This is a genomic window from Adlercreutzia muris (assembly GCF_008831045.1).
In the GTDB taxonomy this organism is placed as follows: domain Bacteria; phylum Actinomycetota; class Coriobacteriia; order Coriobacteriales; family Eggerthellaceae; genus Adlercreutzia; species Adlercreutzia muris.
The window spans coordinates 1-15,111 of record NZ_WAJS01000030.1; the positions used below are offsets into that span (position 1 = coordinate 1).

Sequence of the window (15,111 nt, forward strand, 5' to 3'; positions counted from 1 at the left end):
CAACAGCTACGGGAGCACGCTTTTTGAGCCAGTGAGAAGTTGGCGCGGAGCAACTTGCGGCGTCGATTTATCGAGCACGACCTCGCGGTTACTCATCGTGGGGAGCACACTTTTTGAGCCTTAACTCAACTCCTTGGGCTCGCCCTTGTACTTAATCACAACGTGGGCCTTCCGAAGCCTTTTGCGAACCTCGCCTATCGCCATCTTCGTAGTGAACGGGTATTTGTCTTTGACGTTCTGAATTTCCTTGACTATCGTGATCGCGGCGTCGGAGTCGTTGTCTATCCTCACGGCGAGATCGGCCTCGGTTGGGTTCTTGGTGATGACGAAGTTGGTGTCATAGAACCCCGCATATCTCGGGCTGTCGCCTATACCGTTCGCGAATGCCACCGAGTTGTTCATGGTGAGGAGCTTCTCAGCGACTTCCGGCGAGTACTTGGCCCTAATCTTCTCCGGATCCACGATGTCTCGCTTGACGGAGAGGACGAGGTAGCTCTCCGGTATGATGTCGCTTATCTCGATGCCGTGGAACTCGCGCATCTTCTCCTCGTAGTTCTTCACGCACACCTGAAACAGCGGTCCGTAGAAAAGCTCGTACTCGTCCGTCACGAAATGGGTGCTCGTGTTGCGCAGGTCGATGATCTTTTCGAGGTTCACTCGCAGAGGGTCGTTCTCGTTGCTTAGCACTGCATCGAGGCAGTTGTTCAGCGATATGGTTCGATCGGGCGAGTCCGGGTAGTAGATCGCCTCTTCGCCGCTCCTCTTCACGATAAGAGCCTTAAGCATCAGCTCCCAGGCGTTGCAGAGGAAGAAGGAGCATCCCTCTACGTGGTACCTGATGGTCGGCCGATTGTACAGCTCGATCGCCAGGAGAAAAGCCTCCTGCGATTTCTCAAGGAGTCTGTCGTGAGTCTTTTGTTCAACTTCGTTCATCAGCTTACGCTACTCCCTCCATCGGCTCCTCGTCAGACTCAAGCCACGGGGCATCTTTAACGGTTCGCCGATCGGCGTCGGCGGCGAAGGATGCCACCACTCCGGCGATGATCTCCTTTGATTCTTCATTCAGCGTCTCGTAGCAGCCGTTCATCTGCTCCTGGCGCGGGTCGGCGTACTCTCTTGTGGCCTCGTGGCCCACGAGCTCATCGATGCCTACGCCCAGGGCCTCGGCGAACTCCCAAGCTTGTTCGATGTTGAAGGCGCGGGCACCTTGCTCGTACGCTGTGTACGTAGTTGGTTCAAGTCCCACGCTTTCGGCGAAAGAGCGCGCACTTTTGAATCCGGCGTCTTTTCTCGCCTTCTGCAAGTGTTTGCCAATATGCTTCCTTAAAGCTGCGTTTACCATGGCACACCTCCTTGGTGACCACAATTTTATACATCAAGTAGAAAACTTTCAACAATTTTTCTAAAAAAGTCTTGCTATTCATACGTAACGTGATATTCTGCAATTGTTTTTAATACGTCATGTCTTAAAAATGTAAAAGCCAAATGCGTTTTTCGCACCGTGAAAACCGAATACCCCCTCCCGCGGCAGCCGGAAAGGAGGCCGCGCATGATGCCAGACCGCAAGACCATGGAGGAGGACCGGCGGGCCGACGCCGCGCTCAAGCTGCAGCTCGCCCGGTTCCTCGAGAAGGTGAACGCCGGGACGGCCACCGCCCAGGAGATTGAGCTCATGGGCAAGGTGGCCGTCCTGCTCGACCAGTCGCGGACACGGGAGCTGCAGCGCAAGGCGGCCGACGTGTTCCACGCGGCGTCGGGCATCGCTACCGCGATATGAACCAGCGGTGGTAGTCCTCGACGGTGAGGAGCGAGATCTCGCGGGCGTACTCCATGGCGACGGCCGCCGCTTCCTCGGCGCTCATGCCGTCCCTGAACATCGCCCGGTAGCGCTCCGCCAGATCCTCGCGCGCATACGAGGAGTCCAGCTGCTTCAGGAAATCATCGAAGTCCATGTCTGATCACCTCCTTTCGGGGAGGAATCGTACAGCAGGCCGCCGCGGGAGGGGGTATTCGGGAACAGGTATTCGCCAAATCAGCTGACAGGAGAGCGGAGAAAGGGGGTGACGCGATTTGAGTGGGTTTGACATGGGAGTTCTCGCCGACAACCTTCGAGCAGAGCGCGTTCGTGCGCGCATGAGCCAGAAGGACGTGGCGGACGCAATCGGCGCTAGCCCGGCCGCCGTCCAGAAATGGGAGGCGGGCGAGAGCGTGCCTCTCATCGGCTCGGTGTACAGCCTGGCCGACCTGTACGGCATCGGCATCGACAAGCTGTGCGGCTGGAATAAGGCCGAGCAGTCGGCAGCGTAGAAAGGAGGAGAAATGGCAACTGCAGCCGCGGTGCAGCCGGTGTGCATCACGACGACGGCCCTGGCCGAGCAGCTGGGCACGCGCAGCGACAAGCTCATGGCGCTCGCCCGCCGCGCCGAGGATCCCCTGCCGGTGCGCTACCTGAAGGGCAAGACGCGCTACGGCTTCGTCGTCGTGCCGGAGCTCATGGAGTGGCTCGAGCGGAATTCGGAGGTGCGGTCCGACTGGTGAGGTGGCGTCCGTGGGAGATCGAGTACTTGGAGGCCCACGCTGGGGACGGGGCCGAGGCCGTCGCGTCCCATTTGGGGCGGTCGGTGAACTCGGTGCAGGTCCAGGCGAGCAGGCTGCGCGTGTCGCTGCGGCGGTCCTGGGAGTGCCCCCGGTGCGGCCGGGTGGTCCACTCGCCGCTGAACGGGGCGACGGGATGGTGCCTCAAGTGCCACGCCGCCGCCAGCCGCGACAAGGCGGCCGATGCGAACCGGCGCGTGCGGGCCGAGCTGCAGGCCGAGGAGTCGGCGATTGCGGACATCAAGCGCGACCGCCAGAGGATCTACGCGGACACCCATCGCAAGCGGGCGAAACTCCGCGAATTACGGAAATTCCGTGAATCATGAAAGGTAAATGAAAAGTCGATTTTTACGGAAGGGAAACGGAAATGAGCCAAATGAAAAGGGTGCGCCCAAGCCGCCAAGCAGCGCGCACCCAAGTGACAGAGGCCATGCGCCTCAAGCCGCGCCCCAGTGTACGCCAACTCGACGCGCGGCGCCAGCGTCTTCTCGCCGCGGCCGGGCGCCTGGCGCCCCGCGCGGGGGACGCGGCCGTGTTCTGCGCGGTCGCCGCCGCGAGCATCGTGCTGTTCCTGGGAGGCGCGCGATGAGCGCCGCCGAGGGCCGCACGGCCAACCGGGTGCAGGTGCCGGAGGTCGATCCGGGGCAGCGCGACTGCGCCTGCGCCCTGTGCAAGGAGCTCGCCCGGGCACTTCCCGACGTGCGCGAGCTGTTCCGCAGCCACGCCCGGCTGTTCCGCGAGAACGCCGAGCTGAAGATCCAGCTTCGCGACGCGAGGGCCGATAAGGAGCGCCTGCTCTCCCGTATGGCGGAGATGCAGCAGCGCCTCGTGGCCGGGGAGCGCGGGTAGCCATGCGCGCCAGCGATTTCGCAAAGGTGGCCGAGGGCCAGATGCGCCTCGTGCGGTGCCCCCAGTGCGGCTGCTGGTTCCTCGCCGACGCCGCGTCCGAGGGCGAGGCCTGCCGTTCGTGCTACGAGGGGTGGACCCCCCCGAGGAGGGAGGTGAGCCGTGGGAGCCGCGGAATGCGGGAGGTTCGTCGATGAGCCCCGGTGCTTCGTCGTAGTCGTCAAGCAGAAGATCACCTGCGAGCAGGCCCAGGAGCTGGGCCGCGTACTCGGCCGCGCCGGGTTCCAGGGCGACTTCCTCTCCGGCACCGCCGCCGACCTCCTCTGGAAGGAGAAGAACGGCAAACGCAAGAAGAGGGAGGCGGTCTAGATGGCCTACGTGACAACCGATCGCCGCACCGGCAACTACCTGGTGCGCGCCTACGCCGGAATCCGCCCCGACACGGGGCGCCCCTTCAGCGTGAGCGAGACCCTGCCCGCCGCGGCCACCGAGGCCGAGATCGACGAGGCTCTCCGCCGCGTGGACGCCAGGGCCGCCGTCACCAAGGGCGACGCGGCGCTCATGACCGTGGGCACGCTGCTGGACTGGCACCTGGGCAACATGGAGGACGACGGGGCGAGCCCCACCACCATGAGCGCCTACCGGTCCTACCAGCGCCGCCACGTGGCGCCGCGCATCGGCTCGGTTCCGGTGGAGTCGGCCGACGCCGCCCTGTTCTCCCGGTTCTACCGCGAGCTGCGGCGCGACAGGGAGGCCGGCGGGGCGGGCCTGGCGGTGGCGACGGTGGAGAAGATCCACGCGATGCTCTCCGGCTGCTTCGTCAAGGCGGTGAGCGACGGTCTGCTGAAGGGCTCGCCCCTGGCGGGCGTGAAGGTGCCGCGCGGCAAGTCGCCGGAGGCGCGGCCGCTGCTGCCGGCGGACCTCGGGCGGCTCGTGGCGTGGCTGGACGCCGAGCTGGCGAGGCCGATACTCGATGAGGACGACTTCGAGGCATGGGCCCTCGCGACCATCATCGCCACGGCTCACGGGACGGGGCTCCGTCGCGGCGAGCTTTCCGCCCTGCGCCGGATGAGCCTGCGCTTCGATCCCGACGACGAGGACCACGATGCGCCGCGGGTTCTGCGCGTGAGCGAGAACGTGGTGTGGAAGCGGGGCGCCGGCTGGGTCTACAAGGATCCGAAGTCGGCCACGAGCAAGCGCAACGTCTCGCTGGGCGCCTCCGTTGCCGACGTGCTCGCGGAGTGGGATGTCACGTCGGCGGATCTGATCGACAGGGCCACGGGAGCGCTGCCTGGCGACATGAGCCCGCTGTTCTGCCATTTCGACGGCTCCATGTGGACGCCGACCGAGATCGCGGAGGGCTTCAAGGACGTGTGCCGGGCGGCTGGGCTGCCTCCGTGGGTGCACCTGCACACGCTTCGGCACACCCATGCGACCTACCTCTTGGAGCACGGCGAGAACGTGCGGACGGTGCAGGAGCGCCTCGGCCACTCGGACGTGCGCACGACGCTCGGCACCTACGGCCACGTGATGCCGGGGCGCGACGCCGAGGCGGCCCGGGCCTACGAGGAGGCCGCCCGCATCGTCGCGCAGCGCTCGCGCAGCGGCCATGGCCCGAGGTACGCCCCGAAATGCCCCCTATCGGGCAAAACGTGCGCCCGATTCGAGCGCCGGAAATTGGAAATGTAGTGCAAGGGAAAACGGGAAAGGAGCCGATAGATGACGATTCAGACGCCCCGCGTGCTACGCGAGCGCATCAAGCGGGAGAGGCGGGTCGTGGCGTCCAAGGAGTTCCGGGCCGCCGTCTCTTCGGCGGCCGAGGACGTGCTCACGCTCGCCCACTACCACGACCAGCGCCACAGGGCGTGCAGCCTGGCGACCAACTTGTCCAGACGGTTCGACGTGGGGTGGCTCCTATGCGAGAGGCTCGTCCTGGACGGGGCAGGGGTCCTGAGGAGGGACCCGGAGAACTGGTGGGAGGCCGCCGGGCTGTGCGCGGTGAACGAGAGGGGTGAGAAGTCGAATGAGTACACAGGGTTCATCCGCACCATCATCTAGTGGGCCGTCCTCGGCGCTGGTTGCCGATTGGTACGAGCAGTGGATCGCCACCTACAAGGTGGGCGCCGTGCAGAGGGTCACGCTCGGGAAGTACACCATGGCCCTCAAGCGCCTGCGGGAGATCGCGCCGGACCTGCGCCTCGCCGACCTCGACCGCATGGCCTACCAGCGCATCATCAACGCCTACGCGGTCGACCACGAGAAGGCCACCGTCACGGACTTCCACCACTGCCTGAAGGGCGCGCTGCTGGACGCCCTGGACGAGGGGCTGCTTGAGCGCGACCCGACCAGGAAGGTGGTGCTTAAGGGCAAGCCGCCGGGGAAGAAGAAGCAGAAGTACCTCAGCGTCTACGAGCTGCAGAGCCTGCTGCGGGTGCTGAAGCTGGACGGCGAGCACAACTGGGACTGGTGCATCCTCATCGCGGCCAAGACCGGGCTGCGCTTCGCGGAGGTGCTGGGGCTGACGCCGGCGGACTTCGACTTCGAGCGTCAGCTCCTCAACGTCGACAAGACGTGGGACTACAAGGGCGGCGGAGGGTTCAAGCCGACCAAGACCGGATCATCGGTCCGCAAGGTCACCATCGACTGGCAGATGGTCGGGCGCCTGTCGGTGCTCACGAAGGATATGCCGCCCGATGATCCCATATTCGTGCCGAAGGACTGCACGATATACAACTCGACGGTCAACGGGGTCCTCGCCAGAAGGTGCAAGGAGGCGGAGGTGCCCGTCATCGGATTCCACGGGCTGCGCCACACCCACGCCTCGATGCTGCTGGCCTCAGGCGTGTCCATCGCCAGCGTGTCGAGAAGGCTGGGCCACGCGTCCATCGACATCACCCAGAAGGTCTACCTGCACGTCGTGAAGGAACTGGAGAGCAAGGACACGGACGCCATCATGCGCTCCATGGCCACGCTGCTCTGACGGAAAGGAGAAAGACATGGAAGAGAGCAAGGATCGGCCGTGCATATGGACCCGGCTGCACGACACGACGGGCCAGTGCCACTACGAGACGGAATGCGGAAAGCAGGTGTTCGCGCCCAGGCAGCTCGAGGCCGGAGACCCGGAGTACTGCTACGGCTGCGGCCGCCGCGTGGATCTCGCCGAGGACTGCAGCATTCGCTGAATGGGAAAGGAGCCGGAAATGGGAGAAACGAAGCAAGGGGAGTGGACGGCCCTCGTCCCCTTGAGCGCGGGCGAGGTGATCGAGATAGCCGTGGCGCTCGAACTCGCCGAGAAGGAAAACCCGACGCGGTCGCGATTTGCCCAGGAGTTCTACGCCCGCGCGAAGGCGGCGCTCCTGGAATCGCTCGCGTCGTCGCCGTGCGAGGAGTGCCAGGGCGAGGACTTCGGCGACTGTGCCGGCTGCGGCAGCGTGCCCGTCAGCGCTGGCAACTACGAGTGGAACGCCGAGCCCTCCGGGCGCGTGTTCGGGGGAGGTGCCGAAGATGCCTAGGCAGCGGATGATAAAGCCGGATTTCTTCGACTCCGGCAGCCTCGCCGAGTGCACGCGCGACGCGCGGCTCGTGTTCGTGGGGCTGTGGGTCATGGCCGACGACAAGGGGAACATGAAGTTCAACGAGCGCAAGCTGCAGAAGCAGCTGTTCCCCTACGACGATCTGGATCCGCGCATGCTCATGGTGTGGCTCGCGGAGCTTGAGGACGTGGGGTGCATAAAGGCCTACGAGGCGCAGGGCGACGTGTGCATCAGCGTGCCCAACTTCCTCACCTACCAGACCATCAAGAACCCCTCCAAGACGACCGTTCCGGAGCCGCCCGAGGGGCTTAAGGACGGCCCCCGCACCGACTATTTCACGAGTAGGAGTTATCAACTGTGGGGCATCACTAACCCACATATTCCACCCTGCTTCCCCAGTACTTTTTCCACAATCGGAAACAGTGTTTCCACAATCGGGAATGGGGTGGAAATGGAGGACGCCCCCACCACTTACCCACAATTAACCACCAAAGTGCCGCCAAGTAAAGAAAGAAGTAAGGAAGTAATTTCTTCTTCTCCTTTTGGAGAAGAAGAAATTACTCCTGGGAACGTTGAGGCCAGGCCAGATTTCCATGAGCCGGTTGAAAACCCGAACGCCTGCCCCGAGTGCGGATCCGAGGATCGGGTCGAGCCCAAGGGCGAGCACCTCATGGCCTGCCATGCGTGCGGCGCCGTGTGGGAGAAGAGAGGTGCCCATGCTGCGTGAGTTCATCGCCGAGGAGGGCGTGATCGACCCGGAGGCCGTATCCGGCGGGCGCACCACCGAGGTCGTCCGCTGCGGCGACTGCCGGTGGTTCCGGGTCGGAAGCAGCTGCAGCTTCTGCGAGTGGTGGCACCGCAAGGTTCCCCGCCACGGCTACTGCCACCACGGCGCGAGGCTGGAGGGTGAGCGATGAGGCGGCTCGGCAGGGTGTGCGTCGCCGGGGCGCTGGCGATCGCGGCCGTCCTGGTGGTGGCGATCATCGACGAGCAGAGCAGGCTGATGTAGGGCCTGCGATCCAACGAAAGGAGACCAAGATGCGTTTCACGGAAATCGGGGGCGAGACTATCGGCTACTTCGACCTGGAGGACATGGCGCCCTGCCGCGTCTGCGGAGTGGCCCCCTTGCTCAAGGAGAACCAGGGCCAGGCGACGCGCCTGGAGTGCCCGAACTGCGGCATCCGCACGCGCCAGAGCACGTCGGGAAGCTGCTACGGCGAGTGGAACGCCGTCATGGGCGGCCCGACGCGCGAGCAGCTGATCGCCGCTCACGTCGCCGGGGAGGAGCCCCCGCGCGCCGCTTTCCATCCGGTCATCCGGCCATACGAGCGCGGCGACGCCCCCGAGGTGCGCGTCGCCTACCTCCGCGGCGTGATCCTGCAGGACGGATCGTTCAACTGCAACGGCCACTGCGCGTTCATACGCGACGACGGAGGCATTGGCCCCGACAGCTGCGGCCCCGAAGACCTGTTCGTGGAGGTGGGATAGATGGCCGATAATCTGAAAACGAGTCGCGACGGCACCCCCACCGGGGAGATGGTGGCCGAGTGGCTGCGCGCGAACGGCTACGACGGGCTGTGCAACCCCGACGCTGGATGCGGGTGCGGGTTGGACGACCTCATGCCATGCAATCAAGCCAGCGATAGCTTCTGCGTGTGCGCCTATGAGGTGCCGGACAAGGAGGGTCGTTCTGGCGATTGTTTCTACTGCGTGAGCAACGGCGAGCAGGACGAGCCGTCCGACACCCTTGAGGCGGTGGCCAGGGACATGTGGGTGTGGGCGCTCGGCATCGCGACTCAAAACTGGACCATCGTCCCCGAGCGGGTGGATGCTTTCGGCAGGCGCCTGCGCAAGCTGGGGGTGACGCTCGATGAGTGGTAGGAGCCTCAAGAGCATCGCCATCGGCCTGGTGCGGGCCTACAACGACGAGGAGGTGGCGTTCAAGGACGAGGCCCGCGAGCTCGCGCGCTGGTTTGACGACCAGGGGGAGTACGACCTTGCGGCGCACGTCATGGCGCAGTTCGGCGGGGCCGGCACGTTCTCCACGATGGAGATAGACCCTCTGCCCAAGGTTGCGCGCGACATGTACGCCACCATCGTCTCCCTTGCCGGTCCTGACAGCGCCGAGGCCAAGGGCTACCGGATCCGCCTCGCCAACTACATGAGGGACTTCGACCGGATGGGGGTGGTATAGATGGCCAGGCAGGTATGGGTTGGCGGTCGGAAGTACGGCTCCGTCACGGCCGCCGCCGTGGCCCTGGGTTGCGACAAGTCTCAGGTATGCCGCGCGGCCAAGTACGGAGACATGCTGAAGGGCCGCAAGGTCTCCTATGTGCACCGGGCCTGCGTCAAGGAGCATCCGGTGCCGCGCGAGTTCCGCTGCAGGACGTGCGGCGCGCCCGTGGTGGTGGACGACCCCGCCGACAAGCGCACGGTGTTCTGCTCTCCGGTGTGCGGCCGCCGCTACTGGCGCCACCCCGAGAGGTACGAGAGATGACCCGCTGGGAGCGCAGCGACCCGCTGGGGGCATCGGAGGTTGCCGTGGACTCGTTCAGGGCGATGATGGCCTTCCTGCGCATGGAGGAGCGCCCCAGGTTCACCGAGGACGTGCGGGAGTCGCTGCGGGATCGCTGCGCCACCCTGGCGGCCGCCACGGGACAGATGGATGCGGGTCAGCGCGGCAAGGGCATCAGCTTCGACGAGCTGCCGTTCTGCTTCATCAACATCGCCGTCGCCGCCTGCATCCTCGTCATGAGTGGGAAACTCGACGAGCTGGAGGTGGAGGAGTGACCGGTAGTGACGGGCGCGTGAGGCTCAAAGTCCTCGACAGCCGCGGGCGCGAGGTGGACGCCTGGAGGATGTGCTTTCGCAAGTGCCGGTACCCGACTCGGGCCAGGGCCAAGCGGGCCGCCAGGAAGCACGGGCTGCACGTCTACCGATGCCCGCTGTGCCGGCAGTGGCACCTGACCTCCAGGCGCGGCCGCCGGACGCCCAAATGGCGCGGAAAGGCGCCGGGCGGCGATGGCGCAGCGGGCGCGCAGCAGCGGACGGGCGATAACCGACCGTAAACGACCGATGACCTGCGGCGGCGCGCCCATCGGACGCCGCCGCCGCTTTGGAAATGTAATGCAAGATTCACGTATGAAAGGAACGATCGACATGACTTTCGAGAACAACCTGTACGGACTCAACGAGCGCCTTTTCGCGGAGATGGACCGCCTGGAGGCGGCAGACGGCGACGACCTGCAGGAGGAGATCGGGCGGGCCAAGGCGCTGCGCGAGCTCGGCCAGACCGTCATCGCCAACGGCAACCTGATGGTGAGCGCATCCCGCGAGATGACCGCCCAGGGCCAGGCCGTCCAGGTGCCGAAGGGGCTCCTCGGTGCCTAGCAGGGTGCCAGAGGCCGAGCAGGCGTGGCTCCGCGAGAACTACGCGCACGGCACCATCTACGACACCCTGGACGCCTTCGAGGCCGAGTTCGGGTGGCGGCCGTCGAAGAGAACGCTGTACGTGAGGGCCCACAAGCTCGGCCTCCGCAAGCTTCGGCAGGATCCCGAGTTCCGCGGCCGCCGCGCCGAGACGACCATCCGCTGGTCCTGCGAGCCCGAGATGGAGGAGTGGATGCTGGAGCACGACGGCGGACGGCCTCATGATGACGTGGCGGCCGCCTTCCACGAGCGCTTCGGCATCTGGCTCACCAGGGGGCAGATCAACATCTTCCGCGCCCGCAACGGGCTGCAGACGAAGGATGGCTGCGGCGGCCGCCCCGCCCGACCGATAGGCTACGAGCGCAGGACGAAGGGCGGCATCCTCGTCAAGGTTGCCGAAAGGGCGACGGTGCCGATGAGCAAGGACAACTGGCGCTTCAAGCACCACATCGCCTACGAGGAGGCGTGGGGGCCGGTCCCTGACGGGTACGTGGTGTATGCCGTCGACGGCGACAGCTGCAACTGCGACCCGGAAAACCTCGTCGCCATACCCCGCCGCACAATGGGCGCCGTCAACCAGCTGCGGGGCGAGGGCGCGACGTGGGAGAGCCGCGAGGAGTTCCTGGCGGTGGCGGCGGAGCGGTCCCTGGCGGTCGCGATCAACGACGCGGAGAGCCGCATCCCCAGGAAATGCGCCGTGTGCGGTGCCGAGTTCGCCGAGACGGCGGAGCAGCGCAGGTACGGCGGCCGCACTGCGACGTGCCCGGCCTGCATCGCCGCGGGACGCGGGGCCAGGGGCGACCGTGGGGATAAGGCCCCGACCGTCTGCGCCGTGTGCGGCAGGACGTTCCCCCGCAGCCAGAAGAACCAGAGGAGGTGCCCGGAGTGCATAGCGAGGAGCCCGAAGAGGACGGCCGCCCGCCAGAGGGAGGAGGAGCGCCGAGGCCGCGAGTGAAGCGGTGCCCCTGCTGCATGAGGGTCAGGCCCGTCTCGAAGTTCGGCGAGAACCGGCTCACGGAGAGCGGCCTGGCCATCGTCTGCCTCGACTGCGCCCGCGAGGTGTTCAGGCGCGGGCGCAGGCTCTGGCCGTAGCGCAGCGGCCGCGCAGCGCGATCGAAAGAGAAGGAGCGTAAAAGGCGGTGCCGATCTGGGCTCGAATGCCCTCCGGCCCCGCCTTCGCGCATTGGAAATGTGGTGCAAGGGGATGATATAATTAGACTATATATCAGAGGAAGGAGGATCCATGGCCACACCGGCGCAGACGGCGGCCGTCGCCAAGTACATCAAGAACCACACGAGGCGGTTCACCATCCAGTTCCACAAGGACAACGAGGCCGACGTGATAGAGCACTTGGAGGCCCAGGAGAACGTCACCCAGTACATCAAGGGCCTGATCCGGGCCGACATGGAAGCGAAAAAGTAACCAGAATATCTTAAATATCTATTGACTACCTGATGAATCTATAATATAATATAGTCATCAGGTAAGGAGAAAGGAGCCTTGCCATGGACGAAAGGAACGAAGATATGAACCCGACAGAGTTCGAAACGTTCAAGAGGTTGCTGCTCATCCAGCTTGAGCGAATCAAGAAGGCCGAGAGCCTCGATGAAGCCAAGGAGATCAACGAAGAGACGATCAAGGCCATCACCGGAGAGTAGCAAGAATGGGTCGGGCCGAGGAGAAATCCTCGGCCCGGGGCTTTTATAGGATACCACAACCACGCGCGAGCCGGGCGCAAGAGAGGACCAGCCATGATGCAGTACTGCCCTCATTGCGGCGGCTCGCACCCGCGCGGCCAGCGCTGCCGCTGCCAGCCGCGCAAGCGCCGCCCAACGGCGGCCGACGCCACCCGCGCCGAGCGCGAGCCCTGGCGCAAGCGCTATAATGATGCCGAGTACCGGCGCGCTCGCCAGCAGGTCATGGAGGCGCAGCGCGGCCTGTGCAAGCGGTGCGGCCGCGTGTGCGCCCGCAAGGTCGGCGGGCGCTGGATGTGCGCCGACTACGGCGGCGAGATACACCACGAGGACGCGCTGTGCGACGGCGGCGGCCACGACAGGCTGACGCTGCTCTGCAAGAGCTGCCACGCGATCCTCGACGCGCGCAGGAGGCGCGCGAGCTAGCCTCCCGACTGACCCCCCTAACCCCTTCCAAAATCAGGAAGGGGAAACCCATTCCCCGCGCGCCCTCCCTCCTTTCCGCGAGCACGAAATTGGGCGATTCCGGGCCGCCGCGGGAGCCGCGAAAATCCCTCCGCAACGCTAGCGGGACGGCGGCGGCAACGCTAAATCTCACGCCAGAGGTAACATCGTGCCCGTAGAGATACGCGACGGCGCGAGGAGGCGAGAGGGCCAGTGATACGGAAATGCGAGGTGTGCGGGCGGGACTTCGCCGCCAGGCGCAGCACGGCCCGCTACTGCTCGCCCACCTGCCGGTCGCGGGCGCACCGGGGGTACCCGTGCCCGCCGAGCAAGGCCCCGGCGACGCCGGCGCCGGGCGCGCTCATGACCACCGACGAGGTGGTGGGCGTCGTGGAGCGGGCCCACGAGTCGGCCGCCGACCTGTCGCGGGCGTCGCTTTTGACCCCATCTCCTCTGTGCCTGTCGCTCGCGGCGGCGGCATCGAAGATCGAGGACGCCCTTAGAAGCGAGGGCCTATGAAGGGCCGGAAGCCGCAGGACGGCGCCATCCGGCGCGGGCTGAAGGATCGATACGGGCTCGCCGAGGAGCGCCGCGGCGTGGCCATGCCGCCGGAGGTCGCCGCCGACCTCGTACAGAGCGAGATATGGTCGCTCATCGCGCCGCCGGTCAACAACTTCAGCGAGGCGGACATCCCGACGCTGAAGCTTCTGGTCTACTGGCACGCGCTCGCCGCCCAGGTGCAGCAGGACATGGCCGGCGAGTACGGCGCCATACGGGCCCTGGAGCAGGTCGGCGAGAAGGGCGGCGAGGACGGCGAGCCGGGGACGCCGGTGACGAGGAAGCACCCGGGCGTGTCGGTGCTCAAGACGTGCTCGACGGAGATCCGCGCGCTGTCGGACCAGCTGGGGCTGTCGCCCCTGGCCCGGTCGCGCATCGGGCTCATGGACGCCGTGACCGTGAAGACCGCCGCCGACACCGCCGCCATGTTCCAGTCCATCGACGCGGCCTACGCCAAGCTCTTGCCGGACGGCGAGGCCGAGGTGGTGGAGGTCGAGGATGTATAGGACCCCCACCGAGTACAGCCCCGAAGGGCTGGTGATGGCGCGCGACTACGAGCGGTGCATGTCCTCCATGTGCAAGCACGTCGCCAACGACGAGTACTACGGCACGCCGTTCCTCCTGGAGCCCTTCCAGCGCGAGAACATCTGGCTGCCCCTGTTCGCCTGCGGCGAGGTCCGCGGCGGCCGGTGGCGCCGCACGCACCGCCGCGCCATCATCGGCCTTCCGTCGGGGTACGGCAAGACCGAGACGGCGGCGGCCATCGTGCTCACCGTGGCGACCATGGAGGTGCGCCACAACGGCCAGTACGGCGTGGTGGCGTCCAGCATGGACCAGGTGAAGAACATCTTCGAGAAGATCGCCACCATGATCAAATTGAACGACACCTGGGCCAAGCAGTGGGAGATCGGGACCAGGGTCATCACGCACCGCGAGACCGGGGCGCGCATCATGGTTCTGCCGAACAAGGCCGACGCCCTGGAGTCCTGGCATTTCAACGTGCTCGTGTTCGACGAGATGCACGTCTACAAGGACAGCAAGGTGTGGGACGCCGGCCTGAAGGGCCAGAAGTCCATCGCGAAGACCAACCCGCTCGCCATCGGCATCACCACGGCCGCCGACGCCCAGGAGGGCTTTTTATGGGACGTGCTGCAGGAGGCCGACAAGGATTCCGGCATGTACGTCTACTGGTTGGGGCTCGACGAGAAGGACGACATCGACGACCCGCGGGCGTGGGAGAAGCTCATGATCGCGTCATGGATCGACTGGGAGTCAATCGAGGACCAGCGAAACACGGCCACGTCCAAGCGCTCGTTCGAGCGCTACACCGCGAACCGGTTCCCGGGGAAGAAGGACGAGTACAGCTGCTTCTCCGCGCGCCAGCTGAACGCCCTCGTCCGGCGCAAGAACGACTTCGATTTCGACAAGGCCTACACGCTCGGCATCGACGGCGCCACCTCCGGCGACTGCTACGCCATCGTCGCCTACCAGAAGCGCAAAGACGAGAAGGGGAAGAGCTACTCGTGCACCAAGGAATGGGTGTTCGACACGCCCGACGAGGACACGGGGCACTACCCGCTCAATCAGATCATGGAACTTGTAGCGGGGCTCTGCCAGAAGCACTGGCCCGAGGTGGTGGCCATCGATCCCAACCGCATGATCGTGATGGACTCGCAGCTGCGGGATACCTACGGCATCGAGACCACGGCCTTCGCGCAGAACAACGCCACCATGTGCCAGGCGACGGCCATCGTCCAGCACCTGGTGAAGAGCAAGGAGCTTCGGCTGAAGAAGTGCCCGAAGCTCAAGCAGCACCTGGCGAACTGCGTCGAGGAGGATCGCGAGCCCTACGGCACGCGCTTCGGCAAGGACTCGAAGAAGAGGAAGATCGACGCCGCCATTGCCCTGGCGATCGCGTCTCTGGCCTGGGACAAGCTGGTGGCGGGCAGGGAGCACTACGTCGCGCTGAACGACTGATCTCACGCGGGGGGTAGGATTCTCGCGACGCAAA

The 15,111-nt window shown here is 65.4% G+C and carries 29 protein-coding genes; 26 read left to right on the forward strand and 3 right to left on the reverse strand.

Annotated elements, in window-relative coordinates:
• Positions 1–120: 120 nt before the first annotated feature.
• A complete protein-coding gene (locus tag F8D48_RS09110) occupies positions 121–933 on the reverse strand; it encodes a DUF3644 domain-containing protein (protein WP_151431417.1) in 813 nt (270 codons plus the stop codon).
• 4 nt (positions 934–937) lie between these two features.
• Positions 938–1,342 (reverse strand): helix-turn-helix domain-containing protein, encoded by a 405-nt coding sequence (locus F8D48_RS09115; RefSeq protein ID WP_151431419.1) that lies wholly within the window; start codon positions 1,340–1,342, stop codon positions 938–940.
• Positions 1,343–1,549: 207 nt separating this feature from the next.
• On the opposite strand from F8D48_RS09115, the gene F8D48_RS09120 reads away from it, so the two are divergent.
• Entirely contained in the window at positions 1,550–1,777 is a 228-nt protein-coding gene (locus F8D48_RS09120) for a hypothetical protein (protein WP_151431421.1), read from the forward strand.
• On the opposite strand, the gene F8D48_RS09125 is transcribed toward F8D48_RS09120, so the two are convergent.
• The gene (locus F8D48_RS09125; RefSeq protein ID WP_151431424.1) at positions 1,764–1,952 is read right to left on the reverse strand and encodes a hypothetical protein; all 189 of its coding nucleotides are present in this window, start codon (positions 1,950–1,952) and stop codon (positions 1,764–1,766) included. The two genes, F8D48_RS09120 and F8D48_RS09125, sit on opposite strands and share 14 nt — an antisense overlap.
• A 133-nt stretch (positions 1,953–2,085) precedes the next feature.
• Between F8D48_RS09125 and F8D48_RS09130 the strand changes: the two genes are divergently transcribed.
• From F8D48_RS09130 to F8D48_RS09250, 25 genes are all read left to right on the forward strand, one after another.
• Entirely contained in the window at positions 2,086–2,307 is a 222-nt protein-coding gene (locus F8D48_RS09130) for a helix-turn-helix transcriptional regulator (protein WP_257475566.1), read from the forward strand.
• Between the two features lie 12 nt (positions 2,308–2,319).
• The gene (locus F8D48_RS09135) at positions 2,320–2,538 is read left to right on the forward strand and encodes a hypothetical protein (RefSeq protein ID WP_151431428.1); all 219 of its coding nucleotides are present in this window, start codon (positions 2,320–2,322) and stop codon (positions 2,536–2,538) included.
• Positions 2,535–2,921 (forward strand): hypothetical protein, encoded by a 387-nt coding sequence (locus F8D48_RS09140; protein ID WP_151431436.1) that lies wholly within the window; start codon positions 2,535–2,537, stop codon positions 2,919–2,921. Before F8D48_RS09135 ends, F8D48_RS09140 begins: the two co-directional genes overlap by 4 nt.
• Positions 2,922–3,180: 259 nt before the next feature.
• Positions 3,181–3,444 carry a hypothetical protein gene (locus F8D48_RS09145; RefSeq protein WP_151431438.1) on the forward strand — a complete coding sequence of 88 codons (264 nt, stop codon included), beginning with the start codon at positions 3,181–3,183 and terminating at the stop codon, positions 3,442–3,444.
• Positions 3,445–3,603: 159 nt separating this feature from the next.
• Positions 3,604–3,810: a hypothetical protein gene (locus F8D48_RS09150; RefSeq protein WP_151431440.1), complete on the forward strand. Its 207-nt coding sequence runs from the start codon at positions 3,604–3,606 to the stop codon at positions 3,808–3,810.
• Positions 3,811–5,130 carry a tyrosine-type recombinase/integrase gene (locus F8D48_RS09155; RefSeq protein WP_151431443.1) on the forward strand — a complete coding sequence of 440 codons (1,320 nt, stop codon included), beginning with the start codon at positions 3,811–3,813 and terminating at the stop codon, positions 5,128–5,130. It begins immediately after the preceding gene.
• A gap of 30 nt (positions 5,131–5,160) precedes the next feature.
• On the forward strand, positions 5,161–5,499 hold the full coding sequence (locus tag F8D48_RS09160) for a hypothetical protein (protein WP_151431445.1): 339 nt from the start codon (positions 5,161–5,163) through the stop codon (positions 5,497–5,499).
• Complete coding sequence (locus F8D48_RS09165) at positions 5,465–6,421, forward strand: site-specific integrase (RefSeq protein ID WP_151431447.1); 957 nt, start codon at positions 5,465–5,467, stop codon at positions 6,419–6,421. The genes F8D48_RS09160 and F8D48_RS09165 overlap by 35 nt, the downstream gene beginning before the upstream one ends.
• A gap of 16 nt (positions 6,422–6,437) precedes the next feature.
• On the forward strand, positions 6,438–6,623 hold the full coding sequence (locus tag F8D48_RS09170; protein WP_151431449.1) for a hypothetical protein: 186 nt from the start codon (positions 6,438–6,440) through the stop codon (positions 6,621–6,623).
• Between the two features lie 18 nt (positions 6,624–6,641).
• Positions 6,642–6,953, forward strand: a complete 312-nt coding sequence (locus F8D48_RS09175) for a hypothetical protein (RefSeq protein WP_151431450.1) — start codon at positions 6,642–6,644, stop codon at positions 6,951–6,953.
• Positions 6,946–7,701: a hypothetical protein gene (locus tag F8D48_RS09180; RefSeq protein ID WP_151431452.1), complete on the forward strand. Its 756-nt coding sequence runs from the start codon at positions 6,946–6,948 to the stop codon at positions 7,699–7,701. The genes F8D48_RS09175 and F8D48_RS09180 overlap by 8 nt, the downstream gene beginning before the upstream one ends.
• On the forward strand, positions 7,685–7,891 hold the full coding sequence (locus F8D48_RS09185) for a hypothetical protein (RefSeq protein ID WP_151431455.1): 207 nt from the start codon (positions 7,685–7,687) through the stop codon (positions 7,889–7,891). Before F8D48_RS09180 ends, F8D48_RS09185 begins: the two co-directional genes overlap by 17 nt.
• A gap of 121 nt (positions 7,892–8,012) precedes the next feature.
• A complete protein-coding gene (locus F8D48_RS09190; protein WP_151431457.1) occupies positions 8,013–8,462 on the forward strand; it encodes a hypothetical protein in 450 nt (149 codons plus the stop codon).
• Positions 8,463–8,855: a hypothetical protein gene (locus F8D48_RS09195; RefSeq protein WP_151431459.1), complete on the forward strand. Its 393-nt coding sequence runs from the start codon at positions 8,463–8,465 to the stop codon at positions 8,853–8,855.
• Positions 8,845–9,168 (forward strand): hypothetical protein, encoded by a 324-nt coding sequence (locus F8D48_RS09200; RefSeq protein WP_151431461.1) that lies wholly within the window; start codon positions 8,845–8,847, stop codon positions 9,166–9,168. Before F8D48_RS09195 ends, F8D48_RS09200 begins: the two co-directional genes overlap by 11 nt.
• Positions 9,169–9,471, forward strand: coding sequence for a hypothetical protein (locus F8D48_RS09205; protein WP_151431463.1), 303 nt, complete (start codon positions 9,169–9,171; stop codon positions 9,469–9,471).
• Positions 9,468–9,764: a hypothetical protein gene (locus tag F8D48_RS09210; RefSeq protein ID WP_151431465.1), complete on the forward strand. Its 297-nt coding sequence runs from the start codon at positions 9,468–9,470 to the stop codon at positions 9,762–9,764. The genes F8D48_RS09205 and F8D48_RS09210 overlap by 4 nt, the downstream gene beginning before the upstream one ends.
• Positions 9,765–10,133: 369 nt before the next feature.
• Positions 10,134–10,364 (forward strand): hypothetical protein, encoded by a 231-nt coding sequence (locus F8D48_RS09220; protein ID WP_151431469.1) that lies wholly within the window; start codon positions 10,134–10,136, stop codon positions 10,362–10,364.
• Entirely contained in the window at positions 10,357–11,358 is a 1,002-nt protein-coding gene (locus F8D48_RS09225) for an HNH endonuclease signature motif containing protein (protein ID WP_151431471.1), read from the forward strand. Before F8D48_RS09220 ends, F8D48_RS09225 begins: the two co-directional genes overlap by 8 nt.
• A 288-nt stretch (positions 11,359–11,646) precedes the next feature.
• Positions 11,647–11,826, forward strand: a complete 180-nt coding sequence (locus F8D48_RS09230) for a hypothetical protein (RefSeq protein WP_151431473.1) — start codon at positions 11,647–11,649, stop codon at positions 11,824–11,826.
• Positions 11,827–11,909: 83 nt separating this feature from the next.
• Complete coding sequence (locus F8D48_RS11685; protein WP_170272788.1) at positions 11,910–12,062, forward strand: hypothetical protein; 153 nt, start codon at positions 11,910–11,912, stop codon at positions 12,060–12,062.
• 93 nt (positions 12,063–12,155) lie between these two features.
• Entirely contained in the window at positions 12,156–12,524 is a 369-nt protein-coding gene (locus F8D48_RS09235; protein WP_151431475.1) for a hypothetical protein, read from the forward strand.
• 231 nt (positions 12,525–12,755) lie between these two features.
• A complete protein-coding gene (locus F8D48_RS09240) occupies positions 12,756–13,061 on the forward strand; it encodes a hypothetical protein (protein WP_151431477.1) in 306 nt (101 codons plus the stop codon).
• Complete coding sequence (locus F8D48_RS09245) at positions 13,058–13,606, forward strand: P27 family phage terminase small subunit (protein ID WP_151431479.1); 549 nt, start codon at positions 13,058–13,060, stop codon at positions 13,604–13,606. The genes F8D48_RS09240 and F8D48_RS09245 overlap by 4 nt, the downstream gene beginning before the upstream one ends.
• The gene (locus F8D48_RS09250) at positions 13,599–15,077 is read left to right on the forward strand and encodes a terminase large subunit domain-containing protein (protein WP_151431481.1); all 1,479 of its coding nucleotides are present in this window, start codon (positions 13,599–13,601) and stop codon (positions 15,075–15,077) included. Before F8D48_RS09245 ends, F8D48_RS09250 begins: the two co-directional genes overlap by 8 nt.
• The last annotated feature ends 34 nt before the right edge of the window (positions 15,078–15,111 follow it).